The organism is Amycolatopsis nalaikhensis (assembly GCF_030264295.1).
GTDB lineage: Bacteria > Actinomycetota > Actinomycetes > Mycobacteriales > Pseudonocardiaceae > Amycolatopsis > Amycolatopsis nalaikhensis.
Genome location: NZ_CP127173.1, coordinates 3,210,154 through 3,227,249, shown reverse-complemented (window position 1 = coordinate 3,227,249; position 17,096 = coordinate 3,210,154). Strand labels below are relative to the sequence as shown.

The 17,096-nt window shown below is 70.3% G+C and carries 21 protein-coding genes and 1 tRNA gene; 7 read left to right on the top strand and 15 right to left on the bottom strand.

Translation table 11 applies throughout. The features are described 5' to 3' along the window. Positions 1–4 precede the first annotated feature (4 nt). Genes QP939_RS16000 through QP939_RS15990 form a run of 3 tightly spaced genes read left to right on the top strand, consistent with a single transcriptional unit; the run spans position 5 to position 3,409 of the window. Positions 5–250 (top strand): hypothetical protein, encoded by a 246-nt coding sequence (locus QP939_RS16000; RefSeq protein ID WP_285457568.1) that lies wholly within the window; start codon positions 5–7, stop codon positions 248–250. 31 nt (positions 251–281) lie between these two features. Beyond that, positions 282–3,011, top strand: coding sequence for an FtsK/SpoIIIE domain-containing protein (locus QP939_RS15995; RefSeq protein WP_285457567.1), 2,730 nt, complete (start codon positions 282–284; stop codon positions 3,009–3,011). Beyond that, positions 3,008–3,409, top strand: coding sequence for a hypothetical protein (locus QP939_RS15990; protein WP_285457566.1), 402 nt, complete (start codon positions 3,008–3,010; stop codon positions 3,407–3,409). Before QP939_RS15995 ends, QP939_RS15990 begins: the two co-directional genes overlap by 4 nt. Here QP939_RS15990 and QP939_RS15985 read toward each other — a convergent pair. From QP939_RS15985 to QP939_RS15955, 7 genes are all read right to left on the bottom strand, one after another. Beyond that, a complete protein-coding gene (locus QP939_RS15985) occupies positions 3,406–3,771 on the bottom strand; it encodes a YbaB/EbfC family nucleoid-associated protein (RefSeq protein WP_285457565.1) in 366 nt (121 codons plus the stop codon). The genes QP939_RS15990 and QP939_RS15985 overlap by 4 nt on opposite strands. Positions 3,772–3,803: 32 nt before the next feature. Further along, a complete protein-coding gene (locus QP939_RS15980; protein ID WP_285457564.1) occupies positions 3,804–4,142 on the bottom strand; it encodes a hypothetical protein in 339 nt (112 codons plus the stop codon). Further along, the gene (locus QP939_RS15975; RefSeq protein ID WP_285457563.1) at positions 4,130–4,468 is read right to left on the bottom strand and encodes a hypothetical protein; all 339 of its coding nucleotides are present in this window, start codon (positions 4,466–4,468) and stop codon (positions 4,130–4,132) included. The genes QP939_RS15980 and QP939_RS15975 overlap by 13 nt, the downstream gene beginning before the upstream one ends. Further along, entirely contained in the window at positions 4,465–5,040 is a 576-nt protein-coding gene (locus QP939_RS15970) for a hypothetical protein (RefSeq protein WP_285457562.1), read from the bottom strand. Before QP939_RS15970 ends, QP939_RS15975 begins: the two co-directional genes overlap by 4 nt. Next, positions 5,040–6,254, bottom strand: coding sequence for a WXG100 family type VII secretion target (locus tag QP939_RS15965; RefSeq protein WP_285457561.1), 1,215 nt, complete (start codon positions 6,252–6,254; stop codon positions 5,040–5,042). Before QP939_RS15965 ends, QP939_RS15970 begins: the two co-directional genes overlap by 1 nt. Next, on the bottom strand, positions 6,251–6,766 hold the full coding sequence (locus QP939_RS15960) for a hypothetical protein (protein ID WP_285457560.1): 516 nt from the start codon (positions 6,764–6,766) through the stop codon (positions 6,251–6,253). Before QP939_RS15960 ends, QP939_RS15965 begins: the two co-directional genes overlap by 4 nt. A 126-nt stretch (positions 6,767–6,892) precedes the next feature. Then, on the bottom strand, positions 6,893–9,358 hold the full coding sequence (locus QP939_RS15955; RefSeq protein ID WP_285457559.1) for a DUF8508 domain-containing protein: 2,466 nt from the start codon (positions 9,356–9,358) through the stop codon (positions 6,893–6,895). Between the two features lie 126 nt (positions 9,359–9,484). Here QP939_RS15955 and QP939_RS15950 point away from each other — a divergent pair, with 126 nt between their 5' ends. Continuing rightward, positions 9,485–10,423, top strand: a complete 939-nt coding sequence (locus QP939_RS15950) for a CapA family protein (RefSeq protein ID WP_285457558.1) — start codon at positions 9,485–9,487, stop codon at positions 10,421–10,423. 292 nt (positions 10,424–10,715) lie between these two features. On the opposite strand, the gene QP939_RS15945 is transcribed toward QP939_RS15950, so the two are convergent. From QP939_RS15945 to QP939_RS15935, 3 genes are read right to left on the bottom strand one after another with little or no spacing between them, the layout of a single operon-like run. Further along, the gene (locus QP939_RS15945) at positions 10,716–11,162 is read right to left on the bottom strand and encodes a limonene-1,2-epoxide hydrolase family protein (RefSeq protein WP_285457557.1); all 447 of its coding nucleotides are present in this window, start codon (positions 11,160–11,162) and stop codon (positions 10,716–10,718) included. Positions 11,163–11,178: 16 nt separating this feature from the next. After that, complete coding sequence (locus tag QP939_RS15940; RefSeq protein ID WP_285457556.1) at positions 11,179–12,096, bottom strand: TauD/TfdA dioxygenase family protein; 918 nt, start codon at positions 12,094–12,096, stop codon at positions 11,179–11,181. Between the two features lie 49 nt (positions 12,097–12,145). After that, positions 12,146–12,268 carry a hypothetical protein gene (locus QP939_RS15935; RefSeq protein ID WP_285457555.1) on the bottom strand — a complete coding sequence of 41 codons (123 nt, stop codon included), beginning with the start codon at positions 12,266–12,268 and terminating at the stop codon, positions 12,146–12,148. Between the two features lie 152 nt (positions 12,269–12,420). Here QP939_RS15935 and QP939_RS15930 point away from each other — a divergent pair, with 152 nt between their 5' ends. Together QP939_RS15930 and QP939_RS15925 are read left to right on the top strand one after the other, a co-directional pair. Then, positions 12,421–12,771, top strand: coding sequence for a hypothetical protein (locus QP939_RS15930; protein WP_285457554.1), 351 nt, complete (start codon positions 12,421–12,423; stop codon positions 12,769–12,771). Further along, positions 12,768–13,346 carry a hypothetical protein gene (locus QP939_RS15925; RefSeq protein ID WP_285457553.1) on the top strand — a complete coding sequence of 193 codons (579 nt, stop codon included), beginning with the start codon at positions 12,768–12,770 and terminating at the stop codon, positions 13,344–13,346. The genes QP939_RS15930 and QP939_RS15925 overlap by 4 nt, the downstream gene beginning before the upstream one ends. Here QP939_RS15925 and QP939_RS15920 read toward each other — a convergent pair. Continuing rightward, entirely contained in the window at positions 13,339–14,112 is a 774-nt protein-coding gene (locus QP939_RS15920) for an SDR family oxidoreductase (protein ID WP_285457552.1), read from the bottom strand. The genes QP939_RS15925 and QP939_RS15920 overlap by 8 nt on opposite strands. A gap of 20 nt (positions 14,113–14,132) precedes the next feature. On the opposite strand from QP939_RS15920, the gene QP939_RS15915 reads away from it, so the two are divergent. After that, entirely contained in the window at positions 14,133–15,743 is a 1,611-nt protein-coding gene (locus tag QP939_RS15915; protein WP_285457551.1) for a pentapeptide repeat-containing protein, read from the top strand. Positions 15,744–15,764: 21 nt separating this feature from the next. On the opposite strand, the gene QP939_RS15910 is transcribed toward QP939_RS15915, so the two are convergent. From QP939_RS15910 to QP939_RS15895, 4 genes are all read right to left on the bottom strand, one after another. Continuing rightward, a tRNA-Ser gene (locus QP939_RS15910) sits at positions 15,765–15,851 on the bottom strand. A gap of 33 nt (positions 15,852–15,884) precedes the next feature. Then, positions 15,885–16,100 carry a CsbD family protein gene (locus QP939_RS15905; protein WP_285457550.1) on the bottom strand — a complete coding sequence of 72 codons (216 nt, stop codon included), beginning with the start codon at positions 16,098–16,100 and terminating at the stop codon, positions 15,885–15,887. Positions 16,101–16,147: 47 nt separating this feature from the next. After that, positions 16,148–16,576, bottom strand: coding sequence for a nucleoside deaminase (locus tag QP939_RS15900; protein WP_285457549.1), 429 nt, complete (start codon positions 16,574–16,576; stop codon positions 16,148–16,150). Between the two features lie 23 nt (positions 16,577–16,599). Then, entirely contained in the window at positions 16,600–17,082 is a 483-nt protein-coding gene (locus QP939_RS15895) for a tRNA adenosine deaminase-associated protein (protein ID WP_206789346.1), read from the bottom strand. Positions 17,083–17,096 lie beyond the last annotated feature (14 nt).

Here is a 17,096-nt window from a genome sequence, read left to right as displayed (position 1 = left end):
CCGGATGACGCTCTCCGAACTCCACCAGCTGCTCACCGCCGTCGTGGCCGGGCTCGCCGACGCGCGAGCCCACTCCGAGCGGGCCACAAGCCTGCTCGGGGAAGCCCGGCAAGCTCTCGTGGACGCCCAGGCCAAGGCCGATCCCTGGCTTCCTTCGCAGTACGCGCAGGCCGGCGAGGGGCTGGACCAGCTCCTCGACCGCCTGGGCACGGCCGAGGACTTGGTGAGCGGCTACCGGGCCCGCCTGTAATCCTTCCAGGGACACCTTTTTGGGGACGCCGATGGCCAACAAGTCAGCCGAGCAACGCAACCGCGTCGAAACCGCACTCGACCGGGTCCGCCATCAGATCGGGCTGGTGCTGGGCGCGGCGGCCGGGGCCCGGCAAGCCGCCGAGGCCGACCTGGCCAAACTCGAGCTGGAGCGCGACATCGTGCGCGTCGGCATGAACCACGCCAGCGCCGAGCAGCAGAACGAGTGGTCCCGCCACCCCGCCGCGCACGAGGTGTTCGGCGCGCTCGGCAGCGTCCGCAGCACGTTCTACACGGACTGGAGCCAAGGTCCGGCGACGCTGCGCGAGCTCGTCGCGCAGAACGCACCCGGCCCGGCCGGGCTGCCGCCGGGAGACTGGCTCGGCCGCGTCGGCCACAACCCCGGGATGACGTCGCCCGGGCTGTGGCGCGTCGGCACCGCCACGGCCGCCGGCAACGACCCCACCCGCACGTTCGACGTCGCGGTCCCGTTGCTCGACGAGTCGCACCTGGCGATCACGTCGGCGCCCAAGACGCGGCCGGTCATCGACGGCATCGTGCAGAACCTGCTGGTCCGCGTGCTTTCGACGTTCGAGCCGGGCGCCGTGCGCGTGCACCTGTGGGACATCGGGCAGCTGACCGCGATCCTGCCCGACCTCTACCCGCTCAGCCACACCAGCGCGCTGTCGCTGTACGACCCCGGCCGCCTCGAGGACCTCCTCGACGAGCTGGCCGGGCACATCCGCCGCATCCACGCCAGCTGCATGTCCGCCGGATACACGTCCCTGCGCGAAATGCGGGCGAAGACCGGGCAGCGGGGCGAGCCGTACCGCGTCGTCGTGCTGTACGGCAACGGGGAAACCCTCGAACCCGAACGCGCCCGCGACCTCAAGCGCGTCGCGAGCGGCGCGCTGGCCGCCGGGATCTGCCTGATCATGGTCGACGTGCCGACGGCGGTGAGCGCGCCGGTCGAGACGGTGAGCCTGCTCGACGAACGCCACGCGATCAGCAGCATGACCGGCACCGACCTGGTCGTCGACCTCGATCCGGCGATGCCGTCCGGGCAGGTGATCCGCGCCGTCGACAAGATCGCGAAGGCGCTGATCGCGAAGCAGGGCGGGCCGCGGTCGTTCGACGACCTGCTGCCGGCCGAGATCGGTCACGAAAGCTCCGCACGGGAACTGCGTGCGCCCGTCGGGTTCTTCGAGGGCGAGCCGGTCGAGGTCGTGATCGGCGACGCGAGCCCGCACGCGCTGATCGGCGGGCCGTCCGGATCGGGCAAGACGAACTTCCTGTACGCGCTGCTCGGCAGTCTGGCGGCGCGGTACACGCCGGACGAGCTGGCGCTGTACCTGCTGGACTTCAAGGAAGGCGTCTCGTTCGCCGGGCTCGCGCCGGGGCGCAAGGACGCGAGCTGGCTGCCGCACGCGCGGCTGGTCGGCGTCAACGTCAACACCGACCGCGAGTTCGGCCTGGCGCTGCTGCGGTTCCTGGCCGACGAGCTGCGCCGCCGATCCGCGGCCGCCAAGGAGCACGAGGTCACGAACCTGGCCGACCTGCGCGAAGCCGACCCCGGCGGGCACTGGCCGCGGATCGTCGCGGTGATCGACGAGTTCCAGTACCTGTTCGCGGGTCGCGACCAGGTGACGTCGACGGCGACGCAGCTGCTGGAAGACATCGCCCGACGCGGCCGGTCGCAAGGCATCCACATGGTGCTGGCCAGCCAGGACGTCGCCGGGATCGAGGCGTTCTGGGGCAAGCCGGCGGTGTTCGAGCAGTGCACGCTGCGGATCGCGATGCCGAAGGCGCGGCGCGTGCTGGCCGAGACGAACAACGCGGCGGTGTCGGCGCCGAAGTGGCACGCGGTGATCAACCACGACTCCGGCATCGCGCACGGCAACCAGCTGGCCCACATCCCGGACGCGAGCAGCAAGAACGTGTTCGTCCGGCTGCAGCACCGGCTGTGGGAGGAGTACGCGGGCCGCTTCCCGCGCCCGCGCTTGTTCGACGGTGCGCATTCGCCGATCCTGGAACAGTTCCCCGCGTTCCTCGATCTGAAGCCGAACTCGAAGCCGAGGGCGCTGCTGGGCCAGTCGATCGACGTGGACGAGGCAGCGTGCGGCGTGGACCTGTCGTGGGCCCCGGGCCGCAACATCGCGGTCCTCGGCTCGGCGACGGCCGAGGTACTGTCCATCATGGACTCCTCGGCGCGGTCCCTGGCCCGCCAGTACGACCCGGGCGAGGTCGAGTTCGTGCTGGGATGCGCGATCGAGGCGTGCGCACCGGCGGCGTTGGAGCTGGCGGACCGCCTGCGTCGCGAGGGCCACGAGGCGTCGCTGGTGGACGACCTGACGTCCACATTGGAGTCGATGACGAGCGCGATGTCCGGCGGCGCGAAGATCCTGCTGCTGTACGGGGTCGACGCGGCGCTGCCGACGTTGGAGGCGAAGGCGGTGGGCCAGCTGAAGAGCGGCTTGGACCACCTGCGCGTGGTGTTGAAGCAGGGCCCGGGCCACGGCATCCACACGATCGGCTGGTGGCGAAGCATCGCGAGGTTGAAGGACACGCTGGGCTTCGCGGGCACGGACGACATCGGCACGTGGGCGGCGCTCGACGTGCAGGGCAACGAGCTGGCGCCGTTCGCGGCGGGCCAGGTGGTGCACTGGTCGCCGCGGCCGGGCCGCGCGTTGTTCTTCGACCGGACGACCCACGGAGCACCCGAAGTGATCATCCCGTTCCAGCGTCCGGAGAACGACCGATGACCGACGACGGCGCCACCGCGGCGATGCGGTACAAGGAGATCATCGCCCTGTCCCGAGGCTCGGCGGAGAACTTGCGCGAGTGGGAGCTGGCGCGCGCCGAGGCGTTGGAGGCGGAGATCGAGGAGGCCAAGAACGCGATAGCGGCGGCGGCCGAGCGTGAAGAACGCGCGGCCGAGCGGGCAACGCGCTGGTGGAAGATGGCGCTGCACAACATCCAGGGCTTGAGCTGGCTCCCGCCGGGGGACGACCCTCGCCCGGTGCCCACCGCCCGGGCGGCTTATCTCGAGCGGTACCTCGAGGAGGTCAAGCCGAGCTACCAGGAGCTGGTCCAGGCGGTGCTGGGATTGGGCTGGCGTGCCAAGCGGGCGGCTGCGAAGCGGGAAGAGCCGCCTGCCTAAATGTCGAACACGGTGTCGTAGGGCTCTTCGTCGTCGGTGGGAGCTGGCCTGCGCTGGGGTTGTGGTTTCGGTGTTGGTTGTTGTGGGGTGAGCGGCCGCCCGGCGGACACGGCTTCACGGATCGCGGCCGTGATTGTGCGGCTGAGGGTGATGGCGTCGTATCGCATGGCTTCGGGGGCGAGGCGGACTTCGCTGACGACACCGCCTGGTCCGGCGATGACGGTGACGGACCGGTCCGGCGAGACCACCGTGGTGTGGTCGCTCCCGGCTATGCCCGCGAGGATGCGCTGGTTCTCGGCTTTGCGGTCTTCGATCTGCTTGAGCTGCCAGCGCATTTCCTCGATCAGCTGTGCGTTGTTCATGGTCTCCTCAGGTGTCGCATGAATCCATCAGTTCAGGTCGGCCACGGCCCCGGCCTACTCGCCACGTAGGCGAACTCGTACCGCAACGCCGCCGCGTTCGGGGTCATGGCGTAGCCCCGGGCGTGAGCCGTACTCGAAACCTCGGGAACGGGCAGCGGACAATCGGCGTACGGCACGTACACGATCGGGCGGCCGTCGAGCTGCCGCGCCAGTTGCTGAACGGCGTCACGCCGGTTCTTGTCGAGCCGGCGTTTGACGACGAGGACCACGGCGAGGACCACGAGGACGATCCCCCCGACGACGGCCAGTGTCCCGAAGTACTCGGCGTCAGTACCGTTGAATTTGGACCCGGCGAGGTTCAGATCGCCCATGGCACCGATCTCCCGGGCTGCTGCGGCGAGTAGACGAACTCGTAGTACTTGCCGACTTGGTGCACGACCAGGCTGTAGCCGCGGCTCTGCGCCACCTGCAGCAGATCTCGGTGATCCAGGCCGACCTCCATCATCCGGAGGTACACGCGGCTCCGGCCGTCGAGCTCCGCGACCAAGCGCGCGATCTGCTTCTCGCGCGGCTTTCTCGAACGCATCGCGCGGACGATGGTCAACGTCAGACCGCCGACGACCACCAAGCCCATCAGCACCAGGAACATCACCCGCGCCGGGTCGTCGCCCGAACCGGCAGCCACCGTGCTGATCACGACGTTTCCCCGCTGCGGAGGCTCCAAGCCACCTTCGCCGTCGCCTCGGCTACCGCGGGCCAGGCGTCCTCCGACTCCGCGACCACCGACAGGATCACCACGGACCGGCCGTCCGGCAGGGGGATCTGGTACTCCGCCTTGATCTGGGTCCGGACGTCCCGTTCGGGCAGGTGGAACTCGCCCCCGCTGATGGCGACGATCGCCGGGCCGATCGGGAGGCGGACCGGCTGCACCACGGCGCGCTTGTGGCGGCTCCGGTACTGCTCGGCCATCGCCGCCACCAGGGCGTCACGGCTGCCAGGCGCCGTCTCCGGCCACTGCACCACACCCAGCGTCAGGGTCGCGACGTCTCCCTTGCGCGTGCCCACCGCGAACTTGCCGAAGACCCGGATGCCGTTGGCCTGCATGGTCGGGACCAGGGCCATCAGGTAGCTGCCGAACTCCTCGACGGACTTCCCGGCCCCGGCGGCCAGGTTTTCGGCGATGGTCCAGGCGTGGCCGCGGTTCATCTTGTCGTCGGTGCCCACCGGCATCCCCGCGAACCCGGGCGGCAGGTCGATCTGCAGCGGCATCAGTTCCACACCTCGTCTTCCGCCCGCTCACGCCGACGCTCCGGCGCGTTGTCGGCCTGGACACCCGCCTCGGTGGCGTTGCCCAACGCGACCGCCGCCCACGGTGCTGGCCCGGTGAAGATCGAGCTGACGGCCGCCACTGCCTGACCTGGATCCTTGGGCACCCAGTAATTCAGGAAGTCGCCGATCGGCCCCTCGAATTCGGTGCCGATCATGCGGGCACCGGCGTCGGCCTGGAACTGGGCTCCGAACGCGCCGTACCCGATGCCCTTCATCGCGCCTCCGACACCTGGCGGGGCGAACGTGCCGACCAGCGAAGTCACCGCACCGACCCCGTCGAAGATCAGTGTCTCGGGAGCCACGTCGGCACCCGCCAGCGCAGCCGTGGCATGACCGGCCAACGCGCCCACTCCCATTCCGGTCGCCACAGCTCCGACCATTGCTCCCGCAGGCTCGGGAAGGAACTCCCCGATGAACCCGAGAGCATTGCCCATGTCACCCATCACGTCCGAGACCTTCGACAACAGCTCCGCGTGGTCCTGGACGAAGTTCCACGCCTGGTCGACCCCGTCGGCGATCGTGTTCGACAAGTCGACAAACGCTCCGCCGACCGCGTCCTCCAGCTTGTCCAGCAGGTCCGGCTCGTCCGGGGCCAGCTCCTTCGCCTTCCGCAGCGCTTCCGCGACCCGGCCCGCCGCCTCCCCGTGCTCCTGCTGCAGCTGCTTCGCCGCGTCCTGGATGTTCTGGCAGCCCTCGATCGCCGACTGGAGCTGCTGGCCCGCGTTGTCCAGCAGCCTCTGGGCTATCTGCAACGACTGCTGGTCCGGGAACGTCCGGTTCGCCAGCGCGAAGTCCGGGTTCGCTCGGGCCTGCTCCGCCGCCTTGGCCGCCGCTTCCGCTCGGGCTTCCAGGTCCGCTGCCCGTTTCTGCAGGTCACCCAGGTCCTGGGACCACCTCTCGAGCGCGTCCGCCGCCTGGCCCATCGACCTCGCCGCACCCTCCAGGTACTGCGGCAGCGGGCCGATGCGGCGGGCGAACGCCTCGCTCGCCTCGCCCTGCCAGATGCCCTGCTTGCGGACGATCCGGCGCAGCGAGTCGTCGGCCTCCGTGAGGTCGTTGCTCACCGCTCGGTACTTGCCCGCCAGGTCGGTGATGCCGTCGAGGTCGCCGGGCGCCGGGTCGAAGCCCAGCGCCGGGAAGTCGCGCGTGCTCATCGGTCGCGTCCGTCCAGGATGTCGGTGATGCCGCCGTCGGCTTGTTCGTTGATGCCCGGCATGCCGCCCGTGATGCCGCCACCGACCGGCCGGTCATCGCCCTCGGCCAGGTCGTTGATGCCCGGCATCCCGCCCGTGACGCCGCCGCCGACCGGCCCGTCACCCGGAGACCCACCGACCGGTCCCGGCCCGCCCGGAGGCCCATCCCCCAGCACCGCCGAGCCGAACTTCCCCAGCTCCCCACTGAACTGGGCCTCGATCCGCTCGTACTTCTGCTTCGCCTCCTTCAGCCGCTCCGTGATCCCCGAAGCCGCCTCGCCGAGACGCTTGATCCCGAACCCCCAGGCCTCCTCGAACTCGACGCCCGCCTTGCCCAGCTCGGCCGTCCCCAACGAGCCGAACGCCCCGCCTCCGCCCAGCTTCTTGTTCGCGTCCGCCATCCGGCTCGCCGCCGTGTCGAGGTCGCCGATGAGCTTGCCCAGCTCGTCGACCTTCACCGCGTATCCGTCCATCTCACCCTCCCCTGTCCAACCTAAGACGGCCGTCAACGCTCCGCGGTTTCATCGTCACCCGAAGGAGTCGGCACGAGAAAGGCCACCATCGGGTCATCCCGATGGTGGCCTCCCGAACCGCGCGAACTACCGCCCGAACACCTGCTCCAGGTAGTCGAACAGGTCGCCGAGCCCGTCCTGGATCGCGTTGCCGTAACTCGGCCGGAACCGGACCACCTGCGGGTCGTGGTCACTGGCCTGGTCGGCGAACTCCGCGTTGATGTGGACCACGTCGTAGTCCACCCCGCGCGGCGCCTGCGACGCCAGGATGTGGTCCAGCACCTGCGACTGCCCCTCGAACACGTAGCTGTACCGCTCGGCTTCCGGCACCGACGCGATCAGGTCCTTCAGCGCGCCACCCGCCGTCAGCGTCTGGACCGCCGGCGAGAACGGGTAGTCGTTCAGGTCGCCCGCCACCACGATGTTCGCGTGGCCGTCGGCCGCCAGCAGCGAGTCGACGAACCCGCGCAGCACCGTCGCCTGCTTCGCCCGCTGCACCTCCGAACTGCGCGTCGGCGGCTGGAAGCGGCCGTGCGTCGGCTGGTCGCCGCCCTTGGAGTTGAAGTGGTTGGCGATCACGAACACCGTGCGGCCCTTGAAGACGAACTCGCCGGCCAGCGGCTTGCGGCTGTCCTCCCACGCTTCGTTCTGCGGGTCCACGCGGCCGGGCGACGCCGTCAGGTGCGCCTTGCCGTGTTCGCGGACCACGTCGACCGCCGTCGTCGGCGTCCCGCCCGGACGGTCCACGAAGGACACTCGCGCCGGGTTGAACAGGAACGCCACGCGGATGTTCCCGCCCGGCTGGCCGCCGTCGGCGTCGTCGACCGGGTCGATCTCGCGCCACTCGTACCGCGGGCCGCCCTTCGCGACGATCGCGTCGGTGAACCGCTGCAACGTCTGGTCGGCCGCCACCACCGTGTCGTTGGTCGGCCCGTTGTTGTCCTGGATCTCTTCCAGGTTCACGATGTCCGGCGTCGCGAGGTGCGTGACGATCGCGTCGGCGAGGCGGTCGAACTTCGCCTGGGTGTCCACAGGGGACAGGTTCTCGACGTTGTACGTCGCCACGGCCAGCTCACCGGAACGCTGCTTGCGCGTGGACTCCGCCTGCAGCCCGTTGTCCTTTTCGGTGCCGAGCACGCTGGCGAACAGCGTGTAACCGCCGAAGTTGCTGTACTCCACCGGCCCGGACGTCGTCCCGGTCAGCACGTCACCGACGTTGAGCTTGGGGAACGGCCACTCGGCGAACGGGATCAGCGACGACACCTTCATGACACCGCTGTTGAGCTGGTCGTAGCCCAGGTAGACGCTGCCGCCGCGAACGGAGCGGTGCTGGTCCGGCTTCGACGTCACGTACAGCTCGTTGAACGAGTTCGACGGGCCGACCACGCGGGCGTCGCTGATCGAGACGATCTCGCTCTCGTGCGCCTCCCAGAAGTCGAGCGCGTACTTCGACGGCTCGAGGGCGAGCGGCTCGATGTTCCCGCCGGGCGACGGCGCGTACGTCGTCGGCACGGTGTCCGGGTTCAGCACCGTCGGCGCGGGCAGGGCGTTGCCGTGCGAGCCGACCGTCCACTGTGCACTCGCCAGCTCGGTGAGCGACTGGTAGTTCGACGTCGCGGGCGCGTCCGGGTAGAACTCGCGGACGGTGCCGGTCGCGGTGACCGCGTCCCCGACGGCGACGGCCGGGCTCGTCGAACCGGTGAAGACGAACAGGCCTTCGCTGGTGCGCGGGTCGCTGTCCGGGTTCGGGTCGGTGAGCCAGAAGCCGCGCGACGAACCGAACGTCCTGGTCGCGGTGACGACGCCGGTGACGTCGCCGACCTTCTGGTCCTTGAAGGGCGAAATGCGCGTGGTGCCCTGGATTTCGTGGATCTTCGCCGGGACGGGCGCCGGGCCCTGGTCGCCGCCGGTGCTCTCGCCCTTGCTGTTGGTCGGCGTCGGCTCGCCGGCGGTGAAGTCGGCGGCGTTGTCGTCGGTGTCGGCGAGGGCGGTGCCGCGCGCGACGGAGTTCGTGTTCGACGGCGCGGCGGTCGGGTTGCCTTCGCGCACGGTCGCCGTGCCGAAGCCGACGAGGTCCTTGATCCGCGCGTCGGCCGCGCAGTCCGCGGCGGTCTTGCAGGTCAGCGGGGAGGTGCCCGACACGAGGGCGACCGTGCCGGCGGTGGCCGACATCGCGATCGCGCCGGTCGCGTCCGGCGTCGGCAGCGCGACGGTGCCGCCCGAACCCTTGCCCTCGGCCACGAGGTAGCGCCCGCCGGGCGCGACGCTTCCGGCCAGCTGCGTCACCTGCCAGGTGCTGGACGCGCTCGGCGAGCCGGGCAGGTACTGGACGCTGAAGCCGTCGAGGCTCGTGGCCCCAGTACCGTGGTTGGCGAGCTCGACGAAGTCGTTGGTCAACGTGGCGCCGGAGTTGCCGCCACCGCCGTAGACCTCGGCGATGACCGCGTCGGCGCTCGGCGCCGCCAGCGCGGCCGGTGCGGCCACGCCACCGAGCACCAGGCCCGACGCGACGGCCGCCGTCAGCGCGGCCTTGGATCTGTGGGTCTTGGTCACCCTGAGTCCCCTTTGTGCTTGAACAGTCGTGGCATAGTCCCCCGAACAAGTGAGGAGGAGGAAGACAAAGATGCAACGATTCGTAACAACTACTTTCGTCGTCACCCAATCGGCAGAGCAGGTTTCGTGATCACGCTTGTCCTCGGCGGAGACGTCAACGTGCAAGGCCGCGCCACGCCTTCGGCCGCCTTCGCACCCCTGGAACCGCTGCTCAAGAGCGCGGACCTCCGGTTCGTGAACCTCGAAGGCGCGCTCGACGCGACCACGGCCGAAGCACTGACGTCGGCGGGCATCGACGTCGTTTCGTGCGCCAACGACCTCGTCGCGATGGCGAACCTGCCGGTCCTCGACCACGCCGGGATCGCGCACTGCGGCGCCGGCGCGAACCTCGACGCCGCGCACGCGCCCGCCGTTCTCGAACGTTCCGGGGAGAAGGTCGCTTTCCTCGCGTACACCTCACTTCGCCCGTTCGGTGGGCAGCCGGACTTCCCGGGCCTCGCGCAAGCGTTTGCGACCACGGCGTACCAGCCCGACCCGCGCGTCGCGGAGATCCCGGGCCGCCCGCCGCTGGTGCGCACGACGCCGGTGCCCGAACACCTCGACCGGCTCGTCGCCGACGTCAAGCGGGCGAAGGCGGCCCACGACCACGTCGTCGTCTCGATGCACTGGGGCCTGCCGGGCGCCGAACTCGCCGAGTACCAGGTCGCCTACGGGCGCGCCGCGATCGACGCCGGGGCCGACCTGGTCGCCGGGCACGGGCCGCACACGATCCAGGCCGTCGAGGTCTACCGCGGGCGCCCGATCCTCTACAGCCTCGGCAACCTCGTCTTCGACTGGCCGGCGATGCGCGGGCGGCACGTCGACGGGCTGCTGGCCGGGTGCATGTTCGGCGACGAACCGCGGCTCGAGCTGATCCCGGTGCGGCGGACCGCGGACAACGAGTGCGAGCCGCTCGCGGGCGACGACGCGGCCAAGGTGCTGCGGTACGTCGCCGACGTCTCGGCGCTGCGCTCGACGACGGTGTCCGTCCGGGACGGAATCGCCTCGGTGCACCTTGGTGCGTAACCGATCGCTCGCGGGTTGTGACAGTCCTCGGTGCGTTCGTCACCCGTCCGGCCCATCTGCCTTAAATGCTCCCTAAGGACCGGAACAACCCGCGTGAAGCGGCGGTACGGTCTGCGTGAGCCGCCGGAAAAGTGGCACAGACCACTCCCCGACAGCTCGCTGTCGGCACGGCACGTGGGGGAGGGAGAACGATCATGTGGGGGCTGATTGTTCTCAGCTGCGTGTTCGTGCTGGTGCTGGGGATAGCCGCGGTCGTGGACCTTCGGGACCACGACCGCGGCGAGCACCGGGTCTAGCGGACCGCCTGCCTCCCCTTGTAGCGGCCGAGGAGCGTGCGCGCGCCGGCGAGCGCGACGCGCCCGGCGCCCTTCGCGCCCGCGGCCAGGACCGTCGTCCAGTCGAAGTAGTCGCGCCAGAGGATGATCCGGCCGGCTTCGACCTCGAACGTGCCGCACACCCAGAACTCCGCTTCCCACGCGCCGCGGCGCAGCACGTCGGTGCGTTCGGTGAGCACGACGTTGCCGTCCGCGGCGATGTGGTGCGTCCGTGCCTCGAACCCGGAACCGAACCGGGCCAGCAGCCGCAGCTGCTTTTCGACCGCCGCGACGCCGCGAGCGGGCGGCAACGGCACGTTCTGGTACACGATGTCGCTCGCCGCGAACGTCAGCGCGCGGTCGATGTCGAGGTCTTCGAGGGCCTTGAGGAAACCGGTCACCACTGCTTGGGGTTCATCGGTCATGACCCCAGGCTAAGGCTCAGAACGGCCGGTCGCCCGCGATGGCGACGCGCTCCGCGATGCGCACGTGCGGGTGGTAGTCGTTGACCGCGTAGTGCTGCGTGGCGCGGTTGTCCCAGAACGCCACCGAGTTCGGCCGCCAGCTGAACCGCACCTGGAACTCCGGCGTGTGGGCCTGCAGGAACAGGTACCGCAGCAGCCGGTCGCTCTCGTCGCGGTCCATGCCGACGATGTGCGTGGTGAACGCCTGGTTGACGAACAGGGTGCGCCGCCCGGTCTCCGGGTGCGTCCGGACGACCGGGTGCTCGACCGGCGGGAACTCGTCCTGCCACCGCGCGAGCAGCCCGGGGTCGGAGAACCGGTCGAAGCCGGGGAGGTAGTCGTGCACCGCGGTGAGCCCGTCGATGCGGGCGCGGACGTCCTCGGGCAGGTTGTCGTAGGCGGCGGCCATGTCGGCCCACATGGTGTCGCCGCCGACCGGCGGCACCTCGATCAGCCGCAGCACCGAACCGAGCGCCGGGTTCGGCCGCCAGGTGACGTCGGTGTGCCAGATGTTCTCGTAGCCGGGCATGGCGGCGGTGCGCTCGAAGCGCGTGACGGCGTCGTCGTCGCCCTTCGGGATGAACGGGTTGGTCTCCAGCTCACCCCAGTTCGCGGCGAACGCGCGCTGCTGCGCCGACGTGATGTCCTGGTCGCGGAAGAAGAGCACCTTCCACTCGAGCAGGGCGCGGTTGAGGTCCGCGCGCAGCTCGGGCGTGAGCGGCTCGCCGAGGTCGACGCCGTCGATCTCGGCGCCGATCACCCGGCCCAGCGGGCGCAGGCTGAAGCGCTCGAAGTTCGCCGCCGGGTCGCGCAGGGCGCGCGGGCCTTCGACGATGCCGCCGTCGGGGGTGACGGACTCGCGCAGCCGGATCCGGGCAGGCAGGTCTACGGACATGGTTGTGCTCCAAGGGTTTTCGGGGGAATTCGGACGCCGGGCTCGCGCGTCAGGCAGGCGGCGAGCCCAGGCGGCCGCGGCGCAGCAGGAGCTCCACGGTGCCTTCCCCGATCGACCGCTTCGAGGCGCGGCCGGGCCACCGGACGATCAGGCGTTCCGAGGTGGCGGGCATGCGTTCATGGTCGCGGTCTTCCCGTCCTGCGGTCAAGACGTCCACTTGGTGGAACGTAGGCAACGCCGCTGGTCACCGCGATGCGGGCGGCGGAAGGGCATGAGGCAAGATCTTCCACGATCGGGTGAGCGCCCTTGACGACGGAGGTCCCCATGCCGGAAGGCAGAGGCTCGCGGATCGACAGCGGTACCTTGCGGACCGGGAGCTTCGCCACCCGGCACCCCGAGCGGCTGCGCGCCGCGGCCGACCTGCTCGACCAGGCCGCGGCGGCCGGCGACAAGGCGGCGGGCCGGTTCGCGGAAGCCCGCGTCGATTCGACACCGTTCGGCATCTCGCCGCAGGCGCGCGAGCTGGCGGCGCGCTGGGCCTCCGCGCTGGCGGCCCGCGAAACGGACGCGCGCGTCCTCGGCGACGCGACGTCGGACCTGGCGGGTCGCCTGCGCATGTCGGCCGGAACCCCGCGGAGCACCGGCTTCCGGGGACGGCTGGCGGTCGCGCCGTGACGACCGCCGCCGAGGTCTTCGAGCACCCGGCGCTGACGTCGGCCGCGGCCGCGCTGGTGACGTTGCGCTCGGCGGCGGGCCGCATCGGCGCCCCGGACCCGGTCGCGGCCCTGCGCCACCTCGACTGCGCACCGGCGTCGATCCGCGCGTCGGCGGCGACGGTCGACGCGGGGGCACTGGTGGTGACGGCGGCACAGGCGGAGTTCCGCGGCGGCGTCGAGCGCGCCGAAACCGGCGGCAGCGCCGAGACGTTCGGCACGTGGGCGGACACAGTGGACAGTCAGTACACGGAGGCGGCGCGCACGGCCGCCGAGACGGCCGCGCTGGGCGTCCGGATCGCCGCGCTGCTGGACGAAATGGCGATGTCGGCGGCCGCGGAGGTCACCGAGCTGGCCACCGCCGTCGAGCCGTCCGTGGCAGCGGTCCTGACCGGCGACCGCTCGGCCGAGGTGGTGAGCGCGGTCAGTTCCGCCTGCACGGCGGTGATCCGGACGGTCCAGGCGAAGATGGCGGTCTTGTCGGCGCTGGCGGCGGAACTGGAGCCGTTGACCGCACCGGCCGTCGACCTCAGCTGAAGCGCTCGCGGGCCCATTCTTCGAAGGGCCGCGCCGGATGGCCCGTGACGCGGGCGACGTCGAGCGAGACGGGTTCGGGGTCCTCGACGAGTGACGCCCAGTACGGCAGGGCCGCGGCCGCGAATTCCGCACCCAGCTGTTCCACGGCTTCACGGATCGGCTGCTCTTCCCACCGGACAGGCGTTCCCAGCGCGTGACCGATGAGTTCGGCCTGCCGCACCTGGGTGAGCGCCTCGGGTCCGGTGACGAGGTAGGTCTGCCCCGCGTGGTCTTCGGTGAAGGCCTTGACGGCCATCTCGGCGACGTCCTTCTCGTGCACGAGTGACCTCTTGGCCTGGCCGTACGGCGCCCGCACCGTGCCGGTTTCCGCCTGCTCGACCCAGCCGAGGGTGTTGGTGGCGAGACCGGTGACGCGCAGGAAGGTCCAGTCGCCGGTGACGTTCCGCACGGCCTTTTCGACGTGCCCCCAGCTGCTGCCGCCGTCCTCGGCGCCCATCGCCGAGAGGTAGACGATCTTTTTGTCCTTCATGGACTCCAGGGCGGTTTCGACACCATCGGCGGTGTAGAAGGGCCAGAGGAGGTAGACGGCGTCGACCCCTTCGGCGGCTGCGGCGGGGTCGGTGATGTCACCTTGGACGACTTCCACCCCGTGGGGTGCTTTGGCGGGGTCGCGGACGAGAACGCGCACAGCGGCGCCGGCGTCCTTCAGGCCATCGACGACGTGGCGGCCGGTGTTGCCGGTGGCTCCGGTGACGAGAACTTTCACGTGTGCTCCTTGATCGGCTGGTGCCGACCACGGTCACACTTCAAGTTCTCTTCAAGTCAAGGGCGGACCGTAGCGGCCGGAGCCGTTCGCGCGACTTCGAGGAAGTGACCGGCAAACTCCGACGGTGGCCGTCGCGCGCCAACCTGGCCCGCCTGGCTCTTGGCATCGGCCTCGCCCTGGCCAGCTGGGCCGTACGCCCGCTGTGGGGCTCGCTCTGGCGTGGGTTCGGCACCTGGTGGGCGGCCGTCTTGGGCGGGCTGTCGCTCGTCGTCGCCGCGCTGCTCTTCGCGCTCCGCGATCGCCGCGAGCCCGCCGAACACGCACCGCCGGCCGCACCGGAAACGCTGCGGACGCTCACCTCCCGATCGATCGTCCTCGGCGCGACAGCCCTGCTCGCGGTGGGTGCGATCGCGGCCACCTTGTTGCTCAGGACGTCATCGGGCCCCGGTGCCGCCGAACGGCTCGACGCGATCAAGACGGCAGCGACGCTGGTCGCCGGGGCCGGCGGCGCGGCCGCGCTGCTGCTCGCCGCACGACGGCAACGGTCGACGGAACTGACCCTGCTCCACCAGCAGTGGGTGTCCCGGCTCACCGAGCACGACGCGGCCGAACGACGGCTGACCGACCTGTACCTCAAAGCGGTCGAACAACTCGGCTCGCCCCACGCCGCCGTCCGCCACGGCGGGCTCTACGCCTTGGAACGGGTGGCTCAGGACAACCCGCACCAGCGCCAAACCGTCGTCAACGTCATCTGCGCGTACCTCCGGAGCAATCCGCACCCCTCCCAGGTGGGCGGTCTCCGGAACCGCAGCCTCGGGATCAAGGGTCCGGCCTCGGTCTACTCGATCGCTTCCGGTGACCGGCATCAGGAGCGCGAGGTCCGCTTGACCGCGCAGCGCATCATCGAAGCTCATCTCCGCGCCACTTCGGAGAAGTTCTGGCCGGACATCGACCTGGACCTCACGGGCGCCGCCTTGATCGGTTTCGACCTCGCACACTGCCGCCTCAAGACGGCTACGTTCACCAATGCCGAATTCTCCGAAGACGCGGACTTCAGCCAAGTCGTCTTCGACGGCAGGGTGTCCTTCGTCAAAGCGAAGTTCATCGGAGGGGCGAAGTTCAACCAGGCGGTTTTCTCCGATCAATCGAGGTTCGACGAGGTGCACTTTCACCAGTACGCGATGTTCACCGAAGCACGCTTCATCGGACGGACCTGGTTCATGCAGGCGACCTACCAAGCCTCGGCGTGGTTCGATGAGACGACGTTCGAGGGCGGCGCCAATTTCCGGAAGGGCCGATTCGCCGAACGCCTTTCACTGCGGGAGGCGACGTTCGCCGATGATGCGAACCTCGACGAATGCACGTTCACCGGGTCGGCATCGTTCACCGACACACGGTTCAGTGGAGCCACATTCTCGGATTCCACCTTCAAGGCGATTGCCACGTTCACCAACACATCATTCAGGAACTACGCCAGATTCGAAAACGCGAAGTTCCTGTCGTTGACCGACTTCTCGAAGATGACGTTCGCCGAGGCACCCGAGCTGGACGGAGCCGTCTTCGCGAGCCGGCGACCCTCGGAGCTGGCCGACTACCTGCCAGACGACCGGACCCCCGGCCAGCTGGGCTGACCGGGGGTCCGGACGAGAGAGCGGTGGCGGTGGGATTTGAACCCACGGACGGGATCAACCGTCACACGATTTCGAGTCGTGCTCCTTCGGCCGCTCGGACACGCCACCGCCGAGAACAATACCGGAGTGCCGTCCGGAGCCTCACCTGGGGTCGGCGGGGCGGGCCGGGCGCCGCCTGACCTGGGCATCTCGCACCAGACCGCGAGCCTTCGCGCGCAGGTCGTGCGCCACCTCGCGGACCTGTGCGCGGCGGCGCTGCGCGCGGCCCGACGCCTGGAGGCGCCGGTTGCCGGTGACCGAACCGAGCTTCTCGCGGGCGCCGCCCACCGTCTGCTGAACCTTGTCCTTCATCGTCATGGGTACCTCCCTTCGCGGGGTCGGGTACCCAGCGCGGGCGGGCCGAATCAGCGCCGCGTCGCGAAGTACGTCTCCAGCAGCGTCGCGCATTCCTTTTCCAGCACGCCGCCGTGGACTTCCGGGCGGTGGTTGAGACGGCGGTCACGCACGACGTCCCACAGCGACCCCACCGCGCCCGTCTTCGGTTCCCACGCCCCGAACACCAGTCGCGAGATCCTGGCCAGCACCAGCGCGCCCGCGCACATCGTGCACGGCTCCAGCGTCACCGCCAGCGTGCAGCCTTCGAGCCGCCAGCCGTCGCCCACGGCCCCGGCGGCCGCGCGCAGGGCCAGGATCTCCGCGTGCGCCGTCGGGTCGCCCAGCTCGACACGGGCGTTGCGCGCGGCGGCCAGTGGAGTGCCGTCGGGGCCGAACACGACCGCCCCGATCGGCACGTCCGCGCCGGGAGCCCGCGCGGCTTCCAGCGCGGCCTCCACGGCCTCGGTGTCGGACGGGCGTCTCAGAGCTCGTCCAGGAGCTTGGCGAACTCACTGCCGAACCCGCACCGCTGCGCGACCATCTGCAGCTGCTCGTCCGGGTAGAGGTCGACCTCGCCGACGATGACCTCCAGCTCCGGCCCGGGCAGCCCCAGATCGGCGAGGATCTCCAGGTCGCCCTCGGGCCAGACGGAGTCGTCCTCCTCGTCCGGCGGATCGACGCGCAGGACGTCGAGGACGTCCGCCGCGATGTCGTAGTCCAGCGCCGCCGCCGCGTCCGAAAGCAGCAACGACGGCCCCCGCGGGCTCGGCCGGACGATGACGAAGAACTCGTCGTCGACCGCCAGCAGCCCGAAGCTCGCGCCGGTGGAACGTAGTTTGCCCAGTTCAGTGATCGCCGCGTCCAGCTCGGTCAGCGCCCCCGGGTCGAGCGCACTGCACCGCCACCGACCGTCTTCCCGGACCACGGCTACCGCGAAGCCCGTGACCGGCTCATCCACCGCCATGCGCACACCGTATT

Coding starts and splice junctions, on each gene's coding strand:
- QP939_RS16000 (WP_285457568.1), top strand. CDS start 5: ATGACGCTCTCCGAACTCCACCAGCTGCTCACCGCCGTCGTGGCCGGG.
- QP939_RS15995 (WP_285457567.1), top strand. CDS start 282: ATGGCCAACAAGTCAGCCGAGCAACGCAACCGCGTCGAAACCGCACTC.
- QP939_RS15990 (WP_285457566.1), top strand. CDS start 3,008: ATGACCGACGACGGCGCCACCGCGGCGATGCGGTACAAGGAGATCATC.
- QP939_RS15985 (WP_285457565.1), bottom strand. CDS start 3,771: ATGAACAACGCACAGCTGATCGAGGAAATGCGCTGGCAGCTCAAGCAG.
- QP939_RS15980 (WP_285457564.1), bottom strand. CDS start 4,142: ATGGGCGATCTGAACCTCGCCGGGTCCAAATTCAACGGTACTGACGCC.
- QP939_RS15970 (WP_285457562.1), bottom strand. CDS start 5,040: ATGCCGCTGCAGATCGACCTGCCGCCCGGGTTCGCGGGGATGCCGGTG.
- QP939_RS15965 (WP_285457561.1), bottom strand. CDS start 6,254: ATGAGCACGCGCGACTTCCCGGCGCTGGGCTTCGACCCGGCGCCCGGC.
- QP939_RS15960 (WP_285457560.1), bottom strand. CDS start 6,766: ATGGACGGATACGCGGTGAAGGTCGACGAGCTGGGCAAGCTCATCGGC.
- QP939_RS15945 (WP_285457557.1), bottom strand. CDS start 11,162: ATGACCGATGAACCCCAAGCAGTGGTGACCGGTTTCCTCAAGGCCCTC.
- QP939_RS15940 (WP_285457556.1), bottom strand. CDS start 12,096: ATGTCCGTAGACCTGCCTGCCCGGATCCGGCTGCGCGAGTCCGTCACC.
- QP939_RS15935 (WP_285457555.1), bottom strand. CDS start 12,268: ATGCCCGCCACCTCGGAACGCCTGATCGTCCGGTGGCCCGGCCGCGCC.
- QP939_RS15930 (WP_285457554.1), top strand. CDS start 12,421: ATGCCGGAAGGCAGAGGCTCGCGGATCGACAGCGGTACCTTGCGGACC.
- QP939_RS15905 (WP_285457550.1), bottom strand. CDS start 16,100: ATGACGATGAAGGACAAGGTTCAGCAGACGGTGGGCGGCGCCCGCGAG.
- QP939_RS15895 (WP_206789346.1), bottom strand. CDS start 17,082: ATGGCGGTGGATGAGCCGGTCACGGGCTTCGCGGTAGCCGTGGTCCGG.